Annotated in this window: 18 protein-coding genes; 11 read left to right on the top strand and 7 right to left on the bottom strand. The window is 39.7% G+C overall.

The genetic code is table 11. The features are described 5' to 3' along the window. The first annotated feature begins 47 nt into the window (after positions 1-47). From PHT93_RS01590 to PHT93_RS01570, 5 genes are all read left to right on the top strand, one after another. Entirely contained in the window at positions 48-500 is a 453-nt protein-coding gene (locus PHT93_RS01590; protein ID WP_300238650.1) for a transposase, read from the top strand. 124 nt (positions 501-624) lie between these two features. Then, the gene (dut, locus tag PHT93_RS01585) at positions 625-1059 is read left to right on the top strand and encodes a dUTP diphosphatase (RefSeq protein ID WP_300238648.1); all 435 of its coding nucleotides are present in this window, start codon (positions 625-627) and stop codon (positions 1057-1059) included. 12 nt (positions 1060-1071) lie between these two features. Then, positions 1072-2832, top strand: a complete 1761-nt coding sequence (locus tag PHT93_RS01580) for a tetratricopeptide repeat protein (RefSeq protein ID WP_300238646.1) — start codon at positions 1072-1074, stop codon at positions 2830-2832. Next, positions 2829-3677 (top strand): DUF4292 domain-containing protein, encoded by an 849-nt coding sequence (locus PHT93_RS01575; protein ID WP_300238643.1) that lies wholly within the window; start codon positions 2829-2831, stop codon positions 3675-3677. Before PHT93_RS01580 ends, PHT93_RS01575 begins: the two co-directional genes overlap by 4 nt. Next, on the top strand, positions 3678-4970 hold the full coding sequence (locus PHT93_RS01570) for a peptidoglycan DD-metalloendopeptidase family protein (protein ID WP_300238641.1): 1293 nt from the start codon (positions 3678-3680) through the stop codon (positions 4968-4970). A 29-nt stretch (positions 4971-4999) separates the two neighbouring features. On the opposite strand, the gene PHT93_RS01565 is transcribed toward PHT93_RS01570, so the two are convergent. The 4 genes from PHT93_RS01565 to PHT93_RS01550 all read right to left on the bottom strand — a co-directional run bounded on the left by PHT93_RS01565 (position 5000) and on the right by PHT93_RS01550 (position 11214). Then, on the bottom strand, positions 5000-7795 hold the full coding sequence (locus PHT93_RS01565; protein WP_300238639.1) for a T9SS type A sorting domain-containing protein: 2796 nt from the start codon (positions 7793-7795) through the stop codon (positions 5000-5002). Positions 7796-7799: 4 nt separating this feature from the next. Then, positions 7800-8903, bottom strand: a complete 1104-nt coding sequence (locus tag PHT93_RS01560; RefSeq protein WP_300238636.1) for a heparan-alpha-glucosaminide N-acetyltransferase domain-containing protein — start codon at positions 8901-8903, stop codon at positions 7800-7802. Then, positions 8887-10611, bottom strand: a complete 1725-nt coding sequence (gene sulP, locus PHT93_RS01555) for a sulfate permease (protein ID WP_300238633.1) — start codon at positions 10609-10611, stop codon at positions 8887-8889. The genes PHT93_RS01560 and sulP overlap by 17 nt, the downstream gene beginning before the upstream one ends. Before the next feature lie 99 nt (positions 10612-10710). Beyond that, a complete protein-coding gene (locus PHT93_RS01550; protein ID WP_300238631.1) occupies positions 10711-11214 on the bottom strand; it encodes a GNAT family N-acetyltransferase in 504 nt (167 codons plus the stop codon). 375 nt (positions 11215-11589) lie between these two features. On the opposite strand from PHT93_RS01550, the gene PHT93_RS01545 reads away from it, so the two are divergent. Together PHT93_RS01545 and cls are read left to right on the top strand one after the other, a co-directional pair. Then, a complete protein-coding gene (locus tag PHT93_RS01545; protein ID WP_300238629.1) occupies positions 11590-14394 on the top strand; it encodes a TonB-dependent receptor in 2805 nt (934 codons plus the stop codon). Between the two features lie 78 nt (positions 14395-14472). Beyond that, entirely contained in the window at positions 14473-15909 is a 1437-nt protein-coding gene (gene cls, locus PHT93_RS01540) for a cardiolipin synthase (protein ID WP_300238626.1), read from the top strand. On the opposite strand, the gene PHT93_RS01535 is transcribed toward cls, so the two are convergent. From PHT93_RS01535 to PHT93_RS01525, 3 genes are read right to left on the bottom strand one after another with little or no spacing between them, the layout of a single operon-like run. Continuing rightward, positions 15881-16441 carry an RsmD family RNA methyltransferase gene (locus tag PHT93_RS01535; protein ID WP_300238624.1) on the bottom strand — a complete coding sequence of 187 codons (561 nt, stop codon included), beginning with the start codon at positions 16439-16441 and terminating at the stop codon, positions 15881-15883. The two genes, cls and PHT93_RS01535, sit on opposite strands and share 29 nt — an antisense overlap. Next, positions 16432-17253 (bottom strand): DUF3822 family protein, encoded by an 822-nt coding sequence (locus PHT93_RS01530; protein WP_300238622.1) that lies wholly within the window; start codon positions 17251-17253, stop codon positions 16432-16434. Before PHT93_RS01530 ends, PHT93_RS01535 begins: the two co-directional genes overlap by 10 nt. A 22-nt stretch (positions 17254-17275) precedes the next feature. Continuing rightward, positions 17276-17902, bottom strand: a complete 627-nt coding sequence (locus tag PHT93_RS01525) for a hypothetical protein (RefSeq protein WP_300238620.1) — start codon at positions 17900-17902, stop codon at positions 17276-17278. Positions 17903-17994: 92 nt separating this feature from the next. Between PHT93_RS01525 and PHT93_RS01520 the strand changes: the two genes are divergently transcribed. From PHT93_RS01520 to PHT93_RS01505, 4 genes are all read left to right on the top strand, one after another. Continuing rightward, entirely contained in the window at positions 17995-19422 is a 1428-nt protein-coding gene (locus PHT93_RS01520; RefSeq protein ID WP_300238617.1) for an AAA family ATPase, read from the top strand. Between the two features lie 169 nt (positions 19423-19591). Further along, entirely contained in the window at positions 19592-21697 is a 2106-nt protein-coding gene (gene rnr, locus PHT93_RS01515) for a ribonuclease R (protein WP_300238685.1), read from the top strand. Between the two features lie 16 nt (positions 21698-21713). Beyond that, positions 21714-22151 (top strand): translesion error-prone DNA polymerase V autoproteolytic subunit, encoded by a 438-nt coding sequence (umuD, locus tag PHT93_RS01510; protein WP_300238615.1) that lies wholly within the window; start codon positions 21714-21716, stop codon positions 22149-22151. Between the two features lie 10 nt (positions 22152-22161). Next, positions 22162-23412: a Y-family DNA polymerase gene (locus PHT93_RS01505; RefSeq protein WP_300238682.1), complete on the top strand. Its 1251-nt coding sequence runs from the start codon at positions 22162-22164 to the stop codon at positions 23410-23412. Positions 23413-23419 lie beyond the last annotated feature (7 nt).

Here is a 23419-nt window from a genome sequence, read left to right as displayed (position 1 = left end):
TTGGGTATTTATGTAACGAACAAAGCGTCCTGTAAGGACAATATAAAATGGCACAATCGTTATCCAAATTATACATACATGTTATTTTTCATGTAAAAGATAATACTTGTTTAATTAAGTCTGAGATAGAGGCTGAATTGTATGCTTATATTGGTGCAATTATTAAACAGTCCGGCTCTATTCCAATACTCCTTAATGGAACGGAAAATCACATTCATATTTTATGTGTTATGTCAAAGAATATTGCCTTGTCAACTTTGGTTGAGGACATAAAACGTAATAGTAGTCGTTGGATAAAAGCTAAAGATCGATATTATGAAAATTTTGCATGGCAGGGAGGTTATGCGGGATATTCCGTTAGTCAGTCTAAAGTTAAGGTTGTGAAAGAATATATAAACTTGCAGAAAGAGCATCATAAAAAATATTCATTTAAAGATGAATATCTTCGCTTTTTAAGTGAGTATAATATTGATTTTAATGAACAATATTTATGGAATTGAAATTATTATACTGCCCATTCAGGGCGTTGATAAATCTTAATTATATACCCAACGCGTTGCGTTGGGCTAAGTTATATCAGGCTTTCAGCCTTAATAAATTTGGGTATAAATAAAAAATAATTCAATGAAAGTAAAGATTATAAATAAATCTCATCACCCGTTACCTCAATATGCAACACCTCTGTCTGCGGGGATGGATATTCGTGCTTTTCTGACAGAACCGGTTGAAATCAAACCTTTAGAACGTAGGTTAATTCCGACAGGATTATATATTGCTCTCCCTGAGGGTTATGAAGCACAGATGCGTCCGCGTAGTGGGCTGGCCATTAAGCATGGTATTTCTTTGTTGAATACGCCCGGAACGATCGATGCGGATTATCGTGGCGAAATAGGAATTATCCTGATCAATCTATCCAATGAGCCTTTTGTCGTAAATGATGGTGAGCGTATTTGCCAGATGGTAATTGCTGCGCATGGTCATGTAGAATGGCAGCCGGAAGAAACTTTAGATGACACGGAACGAGGTGCTGGTGGATTCGGACATACCGGAAAGCAATAAATCAGATTAATTATGTTGACACGACAGCCATACCGTTTTTTCTTTTTTGTTTTTGTGTTTGCTGCCTTTTTCTCTGCCTTCTCCTGGGCTGAAAAGAAAGAGACAATTTCTTTAAAAAAGGAACTGAGTGAATCTCAAAAGCGGAAATTTGACTATTTCTTTTATGAAGGATTGAATCTTAAGAACGCAGAGAAATATGATGCGGCTTACGAGGCTTTTTCTCATTGCCTCTCTATTGATTCGACAGCCGCTCCCGTTCTTTTCGAGCTTTCTTCGTTTTACATACAACAGCAACGTCCCGAAAAGGCATTGGATATGTTGAAACGAGCGGTTGCAAATAGTAACAATAACTTCACGTACAGAATGAGGTTGGCTACATTTTCCCGGAACATGGGCTTGTATGGTGAAGCTGCTGAAGAGTTTGAGGAGTTGGTTAAAGAATATCCGGCGAAAGCGGATCTGAATTACTATCTTGCTGAATCGTTGACGCAACAGGGTGAAATTGGTAAAGCGATAGACGCCTTTGATGCGTTAGAGTCTGTTATTGGAATGAATGAGGCTCTGTCGATGCAAAAATATAAGTTGTATAATACGCTGGAAAAGCCGGCCGAAGCATTCAGGGAAATTGAAAAATTAGCTGAGAAATATCCGATGGAGTCCCGCTATCAGATTATCATGGGTGATTTGTATTTAGAAAAAGGAGAATTGGAGAAAGCGTTAGAGCATTATACAAAAGCTAAAAGTATAGACCCGGAGAATCCGTATTATATTGTTTCCATGGCGAATTATTATGAAGCAAAAGGAGACAAAGAAGCCGCTGAAACTCAAATCAATGATGCTTTAGTTAATGAGAAGTTAGACGTGGACGTAAAAGTCGGGATCCTCTCTCGTTATATATTAAAACTGGGGCAGACGGAAAAAGGATCGGAGCGGGCTAATAATTTGTTTAAAACACTCTTAGAGCAACATCCCGAGGATACGGAAATCAAGATGATGTATGCCAGTTTGCTTGCATCTCAGAATAAACTTGACGAAGCAAAGTTTCAGATTCAGCTTGTAACGGAAATGGAACCGGATAATATCGGAGCATGGCAACAATTATTGAATTTAGCTCTCCGTTCGGAAGATACTGATGAAGTTATTCGTATTTGTAATCGCTGTATGGAGCTTTTCCCGGAATCCCCCGAATTCTATTTTTATCTTGGAATTGCCCATTACCAACAGAAAGAATACGAAAAGGCATTGGACGTATATAAAGCGGGAATTGAGATAATTCCAGCAGAAAATTTGCCGCTGAAATCAGATTTCTATGGTCAGATAGGAGATATATATTATCAGATAGATCAATTGGATAGCGCATTTGTGGCCTATGATGAAGCCTTGAAATATAATGATAAGAATGTCGTGGTTCTGAACAATTATAGTTATTTCTTGTCGCTTGCTAAGAAAGATTTGAAGCGGGCTGAGAGAATGAGTGCGCAATGTATAAAATTGGAACCCGATAATGCAACTTATTTAGACACCTATGCCTGGATCTTTTTTATGCAAGGAAATTATACGTTGGCTAAGATCTATATAGAAAGTGCTTTAGAGAAAGACAAAACAAATAGTTCAGAACTGCATGATCATTACGGAGATATTCTTTATATGATGGGTGATAAAGAGAAAGCGGTGGAACAGTGGAAAAAGGCTAAAGAGTTGGGAAAAGAAGGAGACGTATTGGATCGTAAGATAAGTGAAGGGATATATATAGAAGACGAAAACGCGAAATGATGAAAAAAACGGTTCGTAATTTAAGCTATGCGGGAATCTTATTGCTGCTCCTTTTGTCTGGCTGTAAATCATCTCAGAAAGTCGGAACAGTCGGATTGGGAACGGCTAAAGCGCATAAAGAATTCTTTGATTCGATGAAAGAACAGGCTTTTCAATACACGACTCTTTCAGCGCGTATGAACGCGGAGATTACGACTACAGATAAAACATTAAGTTCAAGAGTGGACATGAAGATGGTAAAGGATAGTGCCTTCCAATTGTCTGTTGTTCCAATGTTAGGGATCGAACTTTTTCGGATTGAATTCACTCTGGATAGCGTAAAGGTGCTGGATCGCTTGAACAAGCGTTATGTAGCAGAAGGATATGAAGGGATGAAAGGAAGCCTTCCGGTAGATTTTAACTATTATAATCTGCAGGCCTTGTTTACCAACCGTATTTTTCTTCCTGGAGAACAGGATATAACCCCTGAAAAATACAATCGATTCAAACTTTCTCAGGAAGGAGTCAAGGCTATAGCTAAAACACAAGATGTAATGGATTTACTTTATACGTTTCTTGCAGACGGAGAAGAAAAGCTATTGTCCTTGCATGTGACCGATAAAGACGAACGTTATAATTTATATTGGGATTATCAAGATTTCAGACTTGTGGAGAAGCAACCATTTCCGATGTTGATGGATGTACGGATTGTTGCGAACAATAAACAAACGGGTAAAGCAACATTCTCTTTTTCGCGTGTAGAGCCGGATGTTCCGGTTAATTTGAGTTTTTCTATTCCTTCAAAGTATAAACGTGTTACCTTTGCACAGATAGTCAAAAGTTTAAGAAATAGTAAAACAGACTAAATGAAGTTTCTCTGGTTGGCCATATTATGCGTATCTACATTAGCTGCCACAGCTCAGAATTCATCTCGAGTGAAAGAGCTGGAAAGGCAACGTAAAGAGGCTTTGGCTGAAATTGCAGAAACAGATAAACTGTTGAAAGAAACTACGCTTACAGCAAAGAATTCTCTTAAGCGATTGACTCTCCTATCTAACCAACTTCTGAACAGGAAGAAAGTGTTAAGTCTTCTGACTCAGGAAATGACTGCGATAGATAATCAGATGGAATCTATGCGTCAGGAAATAGCGTCACTGGAAAATGAGTTGACAGTAAAACGGGAAAACTACAAGAAGTCTGCTCAAAGCATTCAGAAACACAGATCATCACAAGATAAACTTTTGTTCATCCTCTCTGCTGATAATTTTTCTCAATCGATGAGGCGTATGCGTTACCTGCGTGAATATGGAAATTGGCAAAAGCTTCAAGCGACCGAAATTATCGAAAAACAAAAGGAAATAGAATCTAAGCGGGAAGCTTTACAGAAGACAAGAGCCGAGAAGGAAGCGTTGGTGCAGGTCAGGGAGCAAGAAAAAAACAAACTGCAACAGGAGGAGTCAACTCAGAAAACGGAAGTACAACAACTCAATAAAAAACAGAAAGAGCTACAGGCAGAACTCCGAAAGAAAAGACAGCAAGCCGCTGCCTTGAATAAGCAAATAGAAAAATTAATTGCCGAAGAGATTGCGCGCGCTGAAGAAGAAGCCAGAAGAGAAGAGCGCGAACGATTGGCACGTGAGAAAAAAGGAGAAAAGACAACTGAGCCTGAGACAGAATCTAAGAAACGCGTTGCTGATACGAAGGGAGGATATGCCATGACACAAGCCGAACGGAAACTCTCTACCGATTTTGCAAGTAATAAAGGACGACTTCCGGCTCCCGTAAATTCAACATATACGATTGTTTCTTACTTTGGTGAACAACAACATCAGGAGTTAAAGAATATCCGTATGAATAATAATGGAATCGATCTGCAGGTGAAGCCTGGAGCAGATGCTCAGGCTATATTTAGTGGAGAAGTAACCCGTGTTTTCGTTGTTCCGGGATATAATAACTCGGTAATAGTCCGTCATGGAAATTACCTGACGGTATATAGTAATCTGAGTCAGGTGTATGTTAAACAAGGCGAAAAGGTTGCTACCCGCCAGTTGTTGGGTAAAATATTTACAGACAAAGAAGACGGTAACTCTACTATTCTGCACTTTCAGCTATGGAAAGAACGAACCAAGCTGAATCCCGCTCCATGGATTACCCGATAATATCCATTCGGGTTCCTATGACTTACGGATTATTTCTTTATGGTTTGAACCGATTTTATTCCATCTTTGGTGTATAGTTTAAAGATATAAGCACCCGGAATAAGCGCAGACGTATTTATCGTTTCTTCCGGAGAAACTATACGTGTTATCAATTGTCCGGAGATCGAATAGATCTCCAATTGTGTCACCTTATCTGCATTTAGAATCCGGATTTGTTCCTTAAATACTGCCGGCGATAGATACACTCCGTTTTCAGGTATTTGTGCATTCGAAACGCTGATTGAGGACAATAAAACCTGTTCGCTCTCCTCCCCAGAATATACAGTTGAGACTCCATATGAATACACACCCTTAGCGGCCTTGTCTGTATATTCAAGACCTTTAACAGGCTCAGAGTTTAACAAGATGGAATTACGATAAACATTATATCCTGTTATTTCCGGGAAAGCGGCCGGATATTGTAATTGAGTAGATCGGGTTGCTGAAATAGCCCTTAGGGAAAGATTCGGTATATCTGTTTTTATCACAGAAACCGGATAAGCTTTCTTCGTATTTTCAGCCTCTGCTGCAGCTGCTCCCATTCGGGTTGTAGTTCCTTGTTCAGAACTTACGATTGCTGCCAGATAAAAATTATTGTCAAACTGATTTTCCGAATCCTCCGTTCCGTCATACAAGACGAACCATTTCACAGCGTCTTCTGAAATTAAATTCCCTTTACCTATAACTGCCGGACCTTCATCAATTCCCATTGTTCCCACTTCATCGTTTGAACTATATGTGTATAGTGCAACAATAAGTTCTTTTGTAGCATCAATCACAAAGGGCGTTGTCAACTCTACAGAAAGAATGCCCGATGTTGCAGGAGAGACGACTGCCTGTGTATAACGATTATTCCCCTGAATTAAAGCCAATGAATACGTAGCTTCCTTTGCAGCATAAAATTCTACTGCTGTTATTGTGTTGTTCGCTATGCCTTTAAGGTCATCTGCTTCCCATAGATGTCCGAAATAAATCGGAATATCGACTCCCAATACGCTGTTGGGATCTCCGGTTGACCACGAAATAGCTTGTTTATAAATTGGAGCGTCCCAATTAAGAACCACGCCCCCTGCTTCCGTGCTCAATGTCAGATCCGATGGAGCTTTGTATTCCTGAATAACGATCGATCCCATTAGAGGTAAAGACTCGCTCTCGTCTGCATATTCTGCTGTAACACTATAGATTACTTCTCCGACGACATCAACATTCATGTCCGAATAGTTCGTGTTTTGTGTTGTTCCTATTAGTTGATTTGTTCTATAAATAGAATAAAGTGTCGGGGTTTCAGTTGACACAGGAGCTTGCCAAGAGAGATTTACAGTCTTATTCATATAGCTAATCTGCAAATAGGTGGGTGAAGGTTTACTTACTGTATGTGATAATCCGGATAAGGTTTCTGCTCCCGTATTGTCAGGATCTAACCAGACATCCATACGCGTACTATCATCTTGTGTGAATTTGTTCCAATGGTAGCTCAGTTTTCCGTAGAGGTTTACTCCTGTGGGTTTCTCACAAGAAGACGTTCCTCCGGAAAGAGTTCCCACAATTAAATGATTCTCATTAAAAAGAGGAGAACCGGAAGAACCTCCTTCAGTAACTCCATGTCCGTTTTCTGTTTCTGAAAAGATAACGTTCCAATGAGCATTTTTTGCGCCGACCGTTGAGTTTGTTCCATTCCATGTCGTTGCTTTAGCTTGGGAAGTATAGGTCGATATTTTTTTATAATCGCCTTCCGGATGGTGAATGCCGACACCGGACTGAGCCGCAATATTTCGCCTGTCCCATCCATTATAATATACATTATAGCTTTCAGGCACATCCTGATCTAATAATAACAGCAAACCATCCGAACCTCCATCTATATTCGTGGCGGCCACTTTTTTACAACCGGTCATCGTTCGTTGAATAGCCGGAGAAGAATCGGAGCATCCCTGCCTTTCACGATTAAAATAAAACATCCACTGTTTCATATCTTCCGGTGTACTTACTACCGATACATCATCGCTCTGAGTCTCTTCCATGCAATGATAAGCCATAAGTACATACGGTTTAAAATCCTGTGCCGTATTATTTACCAGCGAACCGGAACAAATATAAGAATTGGAGCCAATCTTTTGAATTGTATAGCAAACGCCTGCTTTCTCTTTCTGCCAGGCCGCTCCTTCTGAACAATTTATATTTACCATACAACTGCCGCTGCTTCTCAGTTCGTTACTATCAAAGACTTGCAAATGGTTATATCCATATCCGATTTCTTCGATTTCAATATCGGCAACTTCTCCTGAAGGAGCAGGTACATATTCAAGTATCAGATCATCGCCCGCAATAAACTCTGTTGCAAATCGGTCGCCACGCGGGTTTGTACGATGAGTGTATGCCCCTAACACCTGCGTTTTGTCGGCGTTGTAAATAAATAGTTTTCCTCCTTCCGGAATACGAAAAGTTTTATAATAAAGCATCAGAGCGATAGCCTCTTTAGCCTGAATGCGAAGTTGCCAGATTTTTTCTCCTCCCGGAAGAACCTGCCAGTTTCCGGAATTTGTCAAAGTTAAATCTACCGGAATGGACGTTGCTACTTTCAGAGGAGCTCCATTAGAGACCTGCCATTCATCTACTAAAATTAAATCTTCCACATTAAAAGGTACCGAAATATCCGTAACGGCAATTTCGCTTCGAAGATTTGTCTCGTAACTAAAACTTGGTGGAAGTCCTCCTTCGCTGATTTGCGCTTTTACCTGAAACAGAATAAAGAACGTAAAAAAGGAGATAAGTATTCTCCTGATCATAAGTTTATAATTTTATATAGATTTGTTTCTTATATAACAAATATCCAGGTATCCAGTTCAGTATAACAAAGAAAAGTGCCCATGCTAATGAACCCCCGTAGTCACCAAATATAGGATTAAAAATTGTATTATACATAAAAGAAGTAAAACCGATCATTGAAAATACGGTTGATAATATTGCTGCCTGAACATATAGGTAAAGCGGGTTGATCCCGAAAGATTCGAAGAATTTTGACCAGCGTTGTTTCCCGTTTATGTCAATAATCCAGATTAGCAGAGCAAGAAATAAAGAGCCTAACCCACAAGTAGTTAACACAAATGTGCTGCTCCAGATTTTCTTATTGATCGGGCAACCATAGCTTAATAATAATCCGGCAAAGGTTATGATCGTTCCAAGAATGAAGAGATTTCTGATAATTAGTTCATTGTTCTTTTTGGCATCTAAGATTAGTTTCCCCACATAAAAGCCAATCAATACGTGAGCCACACTGCCGATTGTACTTAAAAAACCTTCCGGATCGAATGCAATGCGCGTTCCATCGGCTAAGGTATCTTTGTACATATGTGTCTCGCCGAACAACGCGCGATCCACTACTGCAATGATATTGTCGGCAGACAAAACGGTGCTTCCCGTAAAGCCCAGTAGTGCCGCATAAAAGAGCAGTATGCCGGCTGCTGTATGAAGAATATATTTGTGATTAATGGCTAATCCGATTAACGATCCTGTGCCATAGGCAAGAGCAAGTCGTTGCATAACCCCCAGAATACGAAGATTTTCAAAATGATCAAATCCATTCCGGCAAATATGCCCGAAAAGATTCAGACCAAAACCGACTAAAAAAATAAGAACAGTCCTTCTTAGTACCTTTGTTACGCTTTTCTTACTTAGCTTGAAGTCGTACTTTCTAAGTGAGAAAAACATGGAAACGCCCATGATAAACATAAAAAAAGGAAATACCAGATCCGTTGGTGTGAAGCCATCCCATTTCGCATGACCTAATGGTTTAAATACATATTCCCAGGTCCCCGGATTATTTACCATGATCATTCCTGCAATTGTAATGCCTCGCATTACGTCTAACGAAAGTAATCTACCTGACTGTTTCATTTTGTTTCTCTATATGGTTCTCTACATAATTTGTTGCTTTTTCTACTGCCTCGCTAATATGGCTACAGATATTTTCTTCACCGATTTTTTCTTTAAAGCCTGTTTTAACAAGTACGTCACGAACGCGCTCATTAACCCCCGACAAGATCAATCTTATCCCTTCCTTCTCAGATAGACGATGCAAACTACTCAGGTTATGTAATCCCGTAGAATCAATAAAAGAGACTTTACGCATTCTGATAATACGTACTTTGGGCTTATCTCCTAAAATCTGCATTACGCCGTCAAACTTATTGGCTATTCCAAAGAAGAACGGACCATCTATCTCATACACCTCAACCCCCTTGGGTAAAATGAGCTTCTCTTCATCCCGATATACATCACTTTCCGACGAGAGATCAATTTCATCTGTAGTGACGGATACTTGTGTTGTCTCAGCAACACGCTTCATGAACAGGAACATGGCAATCAGTAACCCTATCTCAATTGCAATCGTTAAATCAAAGATTACGGTAAGAAAGAAGGTAACTAATAAAACGGTGACATCACTTGGTGAATTTTTCAGCAGTGAACGGAATGTACGCCATTCACTCATATTATAGGCCACAATTATAAGAACTCCTGCCAGGCAAGCCATAGGAATATGTTTTGTTAATGGCCCTAAAAACAGAAGGATTAAGAGCAATACCACTGCATGAATAATTCCTGCTACCGGCGTTTTCCCCCCGTTATTTATATTTGTCATTGTGCGTGCGATGGCTCCTGTTACAGGTATTCCTCCAAAGATGGGGACGATGATATTGGCAGCCCCCTGAGCAATCAACTCTGTGTTGGAGTTGTGCTTTTTACCAATTACCCCGTCTGCCACTGTGGCAGAGAGTAATGATTCGATGGCCCCCAACATGGCAATCGTAAATGCCGATGGGAGGAGTAAATTGATCGTTTCAATGTTGAACGTAATTGATTCAGGCTGTGGCAATGAAGGGTCAATCGTAAACCTGTCGCCAATGGTTTCAATCTGAGTAATACCAAGATAATGACGTAGCACATAAGCAATGATTGTCATAACAACAATAGCAATCAAGGATCCGGGTATCTTCTTGGTGAATCGAGGTGAAAAAATAATAATCAGCAGACTGAATGCTCCTATAAGAAAAGGCCAGAAATTGAATGTGTGGATGTGTTGAAAATAAACCAACCATTTTGTGAGAAAATCGGCCGGTATTTTCTCTATTTCAAGTCCGAACCAGTCTTTTATCTGTGTCGTAAATATCGTAACAGCGATGCCACTGGTGAAACCGACGATGATCGGGTAGGGGATGAACTTAATAACTGTACCTAATTTTAGAAACCCCATAATCAACAACATGACTCCTGCCACAACGGTGGCGATAGCCAGTCCTTCAATCCCAAAATTCTGAACAATCCCGTAAACAATAACAATAAATGCTCCGGTAGGTCCGCCGATCTGTACAGAACTCCCCCCAAGAAAAGAAACGATAAATCCACCAATTATGGCTGTGATAAGACCTTTCTCAGGACTTACACCCGACGCGATACCAAAGGCAATCGCTAAAGGCAACGCCACAATTCCTACAATAATGCCTGCCATCAGGTCAGACATAAATTTTTCTTTAGAGTAATCCTTTAATGAATCAAATAAACGAGGATGAAAATCAATCCCGTTTTTGAGTTTTAATTTAATCATAAATCAATCGGAGTAATTCTCCGCCAATATCTTGTTAGTATTTCAAAGTAGATGACCGCAAAGATACGAAAAATCAAGATCAAACTTAAATTCACCTGTTTATAGTAAACGTTTGCCCAAGATACAGAGATTATACTCCTGTCCATCGAGTAGAGCAATACGAGGTAATTTCCCCCAAAGGGTAAAGCCTGAGTTCTCAAAAAGAGTCATGCTGGACTTATTATGCTCGAAGATAAAACCCAGAAGCGTTTTGATTCCGTATTCAGGTGCTTTTTCAATGCAAAACAAAAGTGTTTGTTTGCCCAGCCCTTTTCCACGTGCTGATTCTGCTAAATAAATACTGATTTCTGCAGTTGCAGCATAAGCAGGTCGCCCATAGAAAGGTTGGTAACTTGCCCAGCCTATAATCTCATTTTCATCATTCTCCATCACCCATAAAGGATGTTTTTCGGGTTGATGCGCCTCAAACCAACCTTGTCTGCTTTCTACAGAAACAGGTTCTGTGTCTGCTGTAACAATGCGGGAAGGTATTGTTGAGTTATATATATCAACAATTTTAACTAAATCTTCTTGCCTGGCAATTCGAAAAATAACATGTTCCATTGTCTTCATTTTTCCATCCAAAAATAGTGATAAGCGGTGAACTGTGTGGGTTTGGTTTGTGAATTAATGTGAAACAACTTGGCTGAAATTTTAAATTATTCACAAGTTGTTTGCTGTTACAAGGCTGTTGTAATCTCATTGAAAATCAAAGATAAAAATGAACGCAAAAATATAAAGGTTATTTTGGGAAAAATAAAGGATATTTTTGCAATTATATCCTTTATAATTTTCATTTAATACTATGCTTTGGCAATTGATAAATTCGGCCATTATCCGAAGGTTAATAAATGCAAAATATAATAATGGAGATTAAACGTACTATTCATTGTTTTGTCTATGAATTCAAGTTGAAAAATATATTAGTACGAACTGATTATGAAATTACATCGTTTCCTTTTTATTGTGTGGTTATTGGTTTCTCCAATATTGGTTTTTGCGCAGCAAAACAAGGTGAGTGTTATAGGGCAGGTGGTTGAAGAAGGAAATGACTCTCCTATTGAACAAGCAACAGTCAGACTGCTTAGTGTGAAAGACAGTACATTGATAGGTGGTGTGGTTACTGAAAAGAGTGGTAATTTCACGTTGAAAAGCATTCGTCCGGGTAACTATTTGCTTCATGTGTCTTTTGTTGGTTTTGATCATTTGTATCAGCCGCTTAGTATTACGGGAAAGAAGAATCCGGTCAATGTGGGGAAACTGGCTTTAAGTGATGGAGTGATTCAATTAGGTGAAGCTGTTGTGATTGGGAAAGCGCCTGAGGTCGTTGTAAAGAACGATACCGTAGAATATAATGCCGATTCGTATAAAGTAACAGAAGGCTCCATGCTGGAAGACTTGCTGAAAAAGATGCCGGGAGTAGAAGTAAGTTCTGACGGAAAAGTAACGGTGAATGGGAAAGAGATAAAAAAAATCATGGTGGACGGAAAAGAATTCTTTACGAATGATCCCAAGGTGGCTTCTAAGAATCTTCCGGCACAAATGGTAGAGAAGGTACAGGTATATGACAGGAAGAGTGATATGACGATGATGACCGGCTTTGATGATGGAGATGAGGAAGCTACGATCAATCTTACGGTAAAGCCGGGGATGAAACAAGGCTGGTTTGGAAATGCTTTTGCCGGTTATGGCAGTAAGGACAGATATGAAGGTAATGCGATGGTTAACCGTTTTATAAATAATGACCAGATGACTTTCATGGGGGGACTCAACAATACAAATAATATGGGTTTCTCTGATCTGGCATCAACCATGTTTTCGGGAATGGGAGGCGGAGGAAGACGTTTTAGTGGTGGAGGTGCCGGAAATGGTATCACTTCTTCCGGAAATGCCGGCCTGAATTTTAGTAAAGAGTTTAACTCGAAGCTAACCTTGTCCGGTAATACCCGCTACTCTCACTCTGATAACGATGCTGAAAGCAATGTTCGTAAAGAGAGCTTTGTTGCTCAGGATAGTACGCTGCTTGAATATTCTAAAAGTAAAAGTAATCCTGTAAGCGACAATATCGGAGCCGAATTCCGTTTGGAGTGGAAACCTGATACATTAACAAATATCATATTCCGTCCGGAGATAGGGTATAGCCGTAGTTCTTCAGCCGGTAATGAATTGACGGATGTGATGAACAACGAAATGGATACAGTCCGCAGAGTAAATTCGCAGAATAATTCGGATGGAGAAGGTTATGATTTAAGTGGTCGGTTAGAGTTCAGCCGTAAACTTAATTCTCGCGGTCGGGTGTTTAGCGCCTCTTTGTCCGGAGGACTAAGTGATTCATACAGCGACGAAGATTATTATTATAAGGAAGAGGTATTAAATGGAAATGATAGTATTCTTGATCAGCGAATCCGCTATGATAATTCCGGTTTTAATTATCGTGCTTTTGCTTCTTGGGTAGAACCGTTAGGGCGGAATAATTTCCTCCAGGTTACGTATAGTTTTAGTCAGCGAAGACAAGAGTCTTTAAAAAACTCGTATAATCTTGACTTTGCTTCCGGCGAATACAATCAATTGGATACAGCTTACAGTAAGAATTTCCGGAACGATTTCATCTCTCAACGAGCTGGTGTTAGCTTTAAGGCGCAACGCGAAAAGTATAATTATACGATCGGATTTAATGTGGATCCGTCTTATAGTAAAAGCGAAAATTTTGTTGGAGACTCGACGCTTTCCAGCTTCTCACGTAATGTGATTAATCTCTCGCCGACAGCGCAGTTTAATTATATGTTTAGTAAACAATCCAATTTACGCGTTTGGTATAATGGTAGAACAAGTCAGCCGAGCATGACTCAGTTGCAGCCTGTTCCGGATATTTCAGATCCGTTGAATACAATTAAAGGTAACCCTGATTTGAAACCGACTTATACGAATAACCTTTCGGTTCGTTTCCATCGGTTTGTTCCTGAACAGCAAACAGCGTTTATGGTAATGGCGAATGGAAATTATATAATAAATGATATTGTCTCTTCTTCTGTTTACAGTAAAACCGAAGCCGGAAAAAGAGAAACTACTTACGAGAATATGAATGGAAATTATAACGGGAATGTACGTGTGATCGTGAATACACCGTTGAAGAATAAGAAATTTTCTGTTAATAGCATGACGTTTGCTTCCTTCCAGAACAGTAATGGTTTTTCTAATGGAGAAAAGAATAGGAACAGAAGGCTGACTCTTTCGGAAAATGCCGGTATTGATTATCGTTCCGATTTGTTTGACTTGGGTATGAATGGAAGCATCTCGTATAGCAAAACAAAAAATACCATCCAGTCTCAGAATAATCTGGAAACATTTAATTACAGATTAGGAGGAACTACAACGGTCTATCTTCCATATAACTTTAAGTTAGAGAGTGATATAAATTACTCGACTAACTCTGGTTATGCCAATGGATATGAGCAGGAAGAGTTGCTTTGGAATGCCGCTTTGTCAAAAAGTTTTCTTAAAGGAAATCAGGGAACTTTACGGTTCAAGATTTATGATATATTGCAACAACGAAGTAATATCTCATATAGCACTACAGCAACCGCAACGACTTATTCGGAATACAATACGCTGAATAGCTACTTTATGGTTCATTTGATCTATAAGTTCAGTATCTTTAAAGGTGGAGGATCGGCCTCTGATATGCGAGGACCTGGTGGTAGAAGAGGCTTCGGCGGACCTCCTCCGGGTGGCGGACGTCCTTGATCTTTTGCAACTTAGTTTGTTTATTCGATATCATTCTCTATCTTTATTTGCCTGTTACGATAAAAAAATAGGATGGAAATGTTTCTGACAATACAAATACAGACTGTTTTAAGTACAATTTTTTTTCTTTTGTACGTAATTACGATTCTCGGACTGATCCTTGTGATCATTACCGAGAACCGTAATCCGTTGAAAACTATTCCATGGGTAATTGTGTTGTTGTTTATTCCCGGTCTTGGTATTGTCTTTTATTTCTTCTTCGGACAAGATAACCGGAAACAAAAAGTTATTTCGAGGCGTACGTATAAACGTATAAAAAAACGACCGTTGCAGGGAGGGTATAAAAAAGATATTTGTTTGCCTCCTGAAAAATATAATCCTTTAATCACACTCCTTGAATCCAGTAACCAGGCCGCTCTTCTGTATGGAACGAAGATTAAAATCTACACTACGGGAGAAGAAAAATTCAATGACTTATTGGATGCGATCCGGAATGCGAAACATCATATACATCTCCAATATTATATTTTTTGCGATGATAAAATTGGAACGGAAATAAAGAATGCCTTGATTGCTAAAGCGCAAGAAGGTGTTCATGTGCGCGTTCTTTATGATGATGTGGGATCATGGAAAGTGAAGAGCCGTTTTTTTAAAGAAATGACTGAGGGCGGGGTGGAAGTACATCCTTTCCTGAAGGTTGTTTTTCCTATCCTAACCAGTAAGGTTAATTACCGTAATCACCGAAAAATAGTTGTTATAGACGGAACTGTCGGTTTTATGGGAGGGATGAATATTGCCGACCGGTATATCAACGGCATGAAGTGGGGAAAATGGAGAGATTCTCATTTTAAGTTTACAGGAAAAGGGGTGCATGGATTGCAAGCAGCATTTCTGGTAGATTGGTATGTGGTGACGAAGATTCTGATTGATACGCCGGTTTATTATCCTAAAACAGACGTTTATACAGATAATTTGATGCAGATTGTTAGTAGCGGCCCAACCGGGCTTTGGCGTACGCTGTTGCAGGCTACTATTTATGCTATAGCGAATGCGAAGAAATATATCTATATACAAACGCCTTATTTCCTGCCGACGGAAGGGCTAAATCAGGCGCTTCAAACGGCAGCTCTCGCCGGTATCGACGTGCGTTTGATGCTGCCGAATAAATCAGATACACGCTTAGTTAATATGGCCAGCCATTCATTCATTGATGAAATGGAGAAAGCAGGAGTAAAGGTTTATTTGTATAAACCCGGTTTTTTGCATGCAAAACTAATTGTCGTTGATGATGAACTGACTATTGTTGGTTCTGCGAATATGGACTTCCGTAGTTTTGAGCATAACTTTGAGGTTAATGCTTTTGTCTATCAAGAAGAATTTGCACGAAATATGAAGCAGGTTTTCTTTGATGATATGAAAGAATGTGAATTATTGATTGCCTCTGTCTGGTTAAAGAGACCTTTGAAACAACGGTTTATTGAATCTTTTATGCGTTTGTTTTCTCCACTGTTTTGATGAACAACGAAAAATTTACTGACCCGTAAATCCGTTTCTGAGAAAAATAAGAAAGATCCGAGAAGTCATATTCCTTTGGATGCTCCATGACAAAGATTCCCCCTGTTCTTAACAGATCGCGTTCAAGAATTAAATGAGGTATTTGTTCCAGGTTGTCTAAAGCATAAGGAGGATCTGCAAAGATGAAATCATACGATTCCTGTCTGGCAGTTTTTAAGAAACGGAAGGCATCTCCACAAATTAGATTAAGAGAGTCGGTCTTAAGCTCTTTCGCCACCTTTGTGATAAATCCTGCGTGCGTTCGGTTTTTTTCAATGGCTGTTACTTTATTGCAACCTCTTGAGATCAGTTCGAAAGCGATGCTTCCTGTTCCAGAAAACAGGTCTAAAGCATCTGTCGTCTCTTCCAGATCGATAAGGTTCATCAATACATTGAATAGATTTTCTTTAGCAAAATCAGTCGTAGGTCGTGCTTCGAATGAAGACGGCACAGAAAAACGACGATGTCCGTATTTTCCACTTATTATTCGCATACAGATAATATTATGTCGTAAGGAGCTTGTTTTATTTCGGGGTTGCGCAGGTAAACGTCTGCAGGAAGTTCTATCTCGGAGACATAGTGAATATACTGTCTGATATTGTTCATTAGGTCTTTTTTATAGTCGGCATTTCCGAAAATATATAAATGATCTTTTAACTGATCTAATTCTGCTTGCTTCCAGATACAGGAAACAAAATAAAGAATATCTTCCGGAGTGGAATAATCAAATGAATTGAGAAAGATTGGTTGTCCATGCCTGAAGCATGTAATGTCAACCGTTTTATTGTTTAATAAGACATACATCTGTCCAGAGAAAGACAATGCGCTTTGTTGCTTCCAGTTCTTAAGCGGAAGAGCCATATGATGGATAAACTCCGGGTTAATAAATGAACGCGAGAGAAAGGAATAAACTTCCGGGTCTATTTCATAAAGGAGCTTTCCCGAATCCGGGTCAATCGGAGTTGAAAGAGTTTTTTTAGATGATGAGAAGAACGTATATTGGAATAACTCTTCTTTCTTATCTTCCCGATAGTATTCGTCCGGAGTAAAAATATAATTAGGGGTAAAGCAAAATATTTTTATTTTCTCGTACGACCAGGTTAAACATTCCTCTTCAAAAAAGGCTTCTTTTAAAGACGTTGCATAATCTTTTGACCGTTCAAAAGTTATTCGTTTGTAAAAGAAACTACTACTTTTTGAAGGGATAGATCCTGAAAAAGAAAATCCATCCGGAGTAATCCGGATGGATAATATATATCTTTCAGAAGTTTCTATTGTTAACGTATCAGGAATACTGACCGCCATAAAACTTTTGTTTTTTTTGTTATTACTCCCAGTTACCAGCGTTGTTGTTGATCTCTTTCAGTGAACCAACACGTAAGCCTGCATATTTTTCGTACACTTCTGCTTTTTGCTTCATGTTGTATAATAACTGAGGATTAAGATCTCCCAAATATTTATCATACGGTACACCACATTCAAATACCTTTACTGTATATCCTGTCGGAGAAATGATCGTGGCTGTATCCATAGAGAATGTGGTCTGAGTTCCAGGAACAAAACGCATAGATGCAACATCGTAATTTGGGCCTAAGATTGTGTCCTTAGCTATAATCCAGGATGTATCACGGGTTATGATCCCTTTCTTTACAGCTTCCTGTTCTGTCATTCCCTTTTCCAATTGTTCGTCTGTTAAGACTCCCACTTTAAGGACAAATGGAATTTTATCTTCATTTAAGAAATGAGCCAACTCGTCAAAATTAGCAGCGTGTACACCGTATTTGTTCTTATATTCAATCTGTGCTTTACGGATGTCAATCAGACGTGCAGTGATGGCTTCTGTGCGTTCTTTAACAGCCTCGTCAAACCGTATTGGTGTCATGATGCTTTCATAGCACATATAAGTCAACAAGACAATTGCTGCGGCTAATACAATTTGTAATACAATTTTCATGGTTTATATTTTATTTTAATTTATTTCGTCCGGCAAATTTAAAAAAGAATCTTTAATGCACTATCTTTATCATTAAAATTATTATTCTCAAAATGATAAATAGCTATTTACGCGACCAAGTTATACAAAATTTCTTACATATTCCTACCGAAAATCAGTTTTTCGCTTTAAAAATGCTTTGCGACTTTTTGTTATCCAAAGAGAACGATTCGGTTTTCTTACTTTCGGGGTATGCGGGAACGGGGAAAACATCTTTGGTTGGCGCATTAGTTAAGACTATGAAAGCACTGAATCAACCGACGGTTCTTTTGGCTCTGACGGGTAGGGCGGCCAAAGTGTTTTCAACTTATGCCAATCAACCAGCAAATACAATACATAAGAAAATATATCGTCAGAAATCAGCTGTTAATGAGTTGATGGGTTTTGGGGCTGCTTATAATGCGCATAAAGATACGTTATTTGTGGTAGATGAAGCGTCAATGATTTCAAATGACGGGTTTGATTCTTCTTTGTTTGGAACAGGCCGTTTGTTGGATGATCTGATCCATTATGTCTATTCAGGGGAGAATTGCCGGCTGTTATTGTTGGGCGACACGGCTCAGCTTCCTCCGGTAACGCAGACTGAAAGTCCGGCTTTGAATGTGGATGTATTGAAAGGCTATGGTCTCTTGGTTTATGAAGCATCTCTTACACAGGTTGTCAGACAAGATGAGGAATCCGGAATCCTTTTTAACGCGACTATGATCCGGGAGCATTTGCGCAAGAATGAAGTGGAGATGTTCCCCAGACTTTTTACTAAGGGTTATTCCGATCTGCGCTTAGTTTCAGGGGAAGACCTGATAGAAACTATTTCATCGTCTTATAGTCGTGATGGTGTTGAAGAAACCATGATTATTACGCGTTCAAACAAACGAGCAAATATCTATAATAATGGCATACGAAATCGCATATTATATCGTGAAGAAGAGTTGTCGGGTGGAGATCGACTGATGGTTGTCCGAAATAATTATTACTGGAAATCGAAAGAAAAGCCCGAGGTGAAAACAGCGGACTTTATAGCAAATGGGGAAGTAGTACAAGTTCTCCGGGTACGTAGAACTATGGATTTATATGGTTTTCGTTTTGCCGATGTTTTAGTTCGTTTTCAGGAAGACGATTCAGAAGCAGACATTAAAATCCTTCTTGATACTTTGCAAAGTGAAGCCCCTGCTCTATCTAAAGAACAAAACGAACAACTCTTTTATGCTATTCTTGAAGATTATGCAGATATAGCTACAAAACCTGCAAAAATGAAGAAACTTAAAACCGATCCCTGGTATAATGCATTGCAGGTAAAATATGCGTATGCGATGACCTGTCACAAAGCGCAAGGCGGACAGTGGATGAATGTCTTTCTGGATGTTGGCTATATTACCGAAGAAATGCTTGGAGAAGACTTCTATCGTTGGCTTTATACAGCACTGACACGCGCCACGCATCGTCTGTATTTAGTGAATCTGCCAAAAGAATTTTTGGCTTAAGAGATTCTGTCTTTGAAAAGGTTATGTTCATAACATGTATTATCTTTGTATAGCATGCTTTTATAAATTAGTGAAACAAAAAATGAAAGATATGACAAAGAATAGAAATAAATCAGGAAAAAAGAAAGACTTAGATAAGAATAATAAGAGTAAATCAAAAGGAACCCGTATGCGTAAAGAGGCTATGCTGACAGCGATAATGTCTCTTTTTCATTCTTCGCCTAAGGAGCCGTTCAATTATAAGCAGGTAAGTAAGATTATTGGTGTGGATAATGCGGTGCAGAAATTACAGGTCGCTGATATTCTCTATGATCTTTGTGCCGAGGATGTTATTACGGAAATAGATCGTGGACGCTATCGGCTGAATAGTTTGGGGACGGTTGCTGTAGGAACTTTTTCCCGCCGTAGTAATGGAAAGAATTCCTTTATTCCTGAGGATGGAGGTAGTCCTGTTTTTGTGGCTGAACGGAATGCGATGCATGCCATGGATGGTGATAAAGTGAAGGTGCAGTTATTGGCTAAACGACGAGGAGCTGAACCGGAAGCCGAAGTGGTGGAGATTCTGGAAAGTAAGGAACGTACTTTTGTAGGAAAACTGCAAGTTGCCAGAGGTTTTGCCTTTTTAGTGACGGAAAATAAGACGTTGGCGAATGATATTTTTATTCCGAAAGAAAAGCTTAAAGGTGGTAAGAATGGTGATAAAGCAATCGTACGAATCGTAGAATGGCCGGATGAAGCCAAAAATCCACTTGGTGAAGTTGTCGATATCTTGGGGACAGCCGGACAGAACAATGCCGAGATGCATGCTATTCTGGCCGAATTCGGATTGCCGTATAAATACCCTGTTTCTGTGGAAAAGGCGGCAGATAAAATACCTGATGTTATCTCTGCGGAGGAGATTGCGAAGCGTGAGGATTTTCGTGGTGTCCTGACTTTTACGATAGACCCGAAAGATGCGAAAGACTTTGATGATGCGCTTTCCTTCCGCGTGTTGGATAATGGGAATTACGAGATCGGAGTACATATTGCGGATGTGACGCATTATGTAACGCCCGGAAGTATTATAGATCGTGAGGCTGAAAGCCGGGCAACATCTGTTTACTTGGTAGATCGTACGATCCCCATGCTTCCAGAGCGCTTGTGTAACCAGATTTGCTCACTTCGCCCTAATGAAGAAAAACTCTGTTTCTCTGCTGTTTTCGAAATGAGCAAAGAGGCTGAGGTGTTGAATTCACGTATCGGCAGAACGGTTATTAATAGCGATCGCCGCTATACGTATGAAGAAGCACAGGAGATTATAGAAACAGGCGAGGGGGATAATAAAGAAGCTATACTTATACTGAATGGATTAGCAAAGAAAATACGGGAACGTCGTTTTAAAGACGGAGCGATTAATTTTGAACGTTATGAGGTTAAGTTCGAAATAGACGAAAACGGTAAACCTTTGAGTGTTTATTTTAAAGAATCTAAAGACGCCAACAAGCTGATCGAAGAATTTATGTTGCTGGCTAACCGGACTGTTGCTGAATTTGTGGGCAAGGTGAAAAAAGGACAAGCTAAAAAAACCTTTGTTTATCGTATCCATGAGTTGCCGGATCCGGATAAGATGGAAAACTTCGCGTCTTTTATTCGCCGGTTTGGTTATAAACTTAAAACAGATGGCAGTAAAACAGAAGTGTCTAAGGGTATTAATGGCCTGTTGGACTCCGTACAGGGAAAGCCTGAAGAAAACCTCATTGAGACTGTGGCTATACGTGCTATGCAGAAAGCAAAATATTCAACGGACAACGCAGGCCACTATGGTTTGGCATTTACTTATTACACTCATTTTACATCGCCTATCCGTCGTTATCCGGACATGGTGGTGCATCGCTTGCTGGAACGTTATTTGGCTGGCGGACTCAGTGTGATTAAAAGTAAGTACGAAGAGATTTGCGAACATTGTTCTACGATGGAACAGACTGCCGCAAATGCAGAGCGGGCATCTATCAAGTACAAACAGGTGGAATTTATGAGTGATAAATTAGGCCGGGTGTATGATGGCGTGATCTCGGGAGTGACGGAATGGGGGCTTTATGTAGAGCTGAATGAGAACAAATGTGAAGGTTTGGTGCCTATTCGCGACTTAGATGATGACTATTATGAGTTTGACGAGAAGAGCTATTGCCTGATCGGTCGTCGTAAGAAACAGCAATATCGTTTGGGCGATCCGATTACGATCAAGGTGGCGCAAGCTAATCTTGAACGTAAGCAACTTGACTTTATGTTGGTGTAATATCCAAATTCAGAAGATGCATAAATGTAGTGGCTTAGAACTTTTTTCTGCGGACACCTCTTCCGAGCTTTCATTACCGATAGCTGATGGCGGAATAAAGGCCGGATTTCCCAACCCCGCTCAGGATTTTATGGATTTGGTGATTGATCTCAATAAGGAATTGGTGAAACATCCTGCCAGCACCTTTTACGGTCGGGTGACTGGTGATAGTATGATTGATGCGGGGGTATATGATGGAGATATCCTGATTATCGACAAATCATTGGAACCGCGTGACGGGGATATGGCCGTTTGTTTTGTGGATGGCGAATTTACTATTAAGTATATAAAAACAGAAAGGGAAGTTGTTTGGCTTGTTCCAGCAAATAATAAATATGAACCGATCAGGATTACAGAAGAGAATGATTTTCTGATCTGGGGGATTGTAACTTATTCTATCAAAAAACAACGGTAGCTTGTCGTATATGTACGCTTTGATCGACTGCAATAATTTCTTTGTTTCGTGTGAGCGGGTGTTTAATCCTGCACTGAACGGACGTCCGGTTGTTGTTCTCAGCAACAATGATGGCTGTGTTATTGCCCGGAGTAATGAAGCCAAACAATTAGGTATAGCAATGGGCGTGCCCTTTTATCAGGTAAAACAACTTGTCGAAAAACATCAGGTAGCCGTCTATTCAACGAATTTTACCTTGTATGGAGATATGTCCGACCGGGTAATGACGATTCTATCCGGACTTGTTCCGGAAATGGAAGTCTATTCTGTTGACGAAGCTTTTTTACATTTACATGGAATAGAAGACCTCTATAATTATTCCCGGCATATTGTCAAGACTGTTTTAAAAAGTACCGGAATCCCTGTTTCTATTGGAGTCGCACCAACGAAAACATTAGGTAAAATAGCGAATCATTTTGCAAAAAAATATACCGGTTATAAGAATGTCTGCATTATAGATTCCGAAGAGAAGCGCATAAAGGCCTTGCAACAGACGGAGATCGGAGATGTCTGGGGGATTGGGCGAAACCACAGGAAGATGTTAGAATATTATAGTGTGAAAACAGCATTTGATTTTACACAAAAAAGTCGCTCATGGGTTCGATCGAAAATGACAGTTATCGGAGAACGAACCTGGATGGAATTGAATGGCATTCCCTGTGTCGAAAAAGATGATCTGACAACGGAAAAACGACAGATATGTACCTCGCGAAGTTTTGGCCAGCCAATCACAAGCCAATCAGAACTGGTCGAGGCTGTTGTGGCTCTTGCGTCTCTTGGTGTCGGAAAACTTCGCAAGCAAAAAACTTTAACAAAAGGAATTTATGTCTTTGTCCAGACAAATCGTTTTGACGCAGATGCTTATAAATCTTCGAAGGAAATAGTCCTGTCTTTCTACACATCAGACCTTGCCGAAGTGGCTACGTATTGCCACAAAGCATTAAACGAGATATATAAAGAAGGACTTGAATATAAAAGAGCGGGTGTTGTTCTGCTTGACCTTATCCGAGAAGAATATGTACAACGCGATTTGTTTGACCCGATAGACCGCGAAAAACAGACTCGTCTTTCCAAGGCCTTAGATATGATTACCCACAAATACGGCCGTGAAGCTATCAAGGTAGCTGTAGAAGGGGAAGGTTATAAACTAAAAATTAAACAGGAACACCTCTCAAGACGTTACACAACTAATTTAAAGGAAGTCATTAAGATTAAAATTTAATCTCGTT

Source organism: Massilibacteroides sp. (assembly GCF_028705895.1).
Taxonomy (GTDB): Bacteria; Bacteroidota; Bacteroidia; order Bacteroidales; family Tannerellaceae; genus Massilibacteroides.
This window is presented reverse-complemented; position numbering and strand designations above follow the sequence as displayed.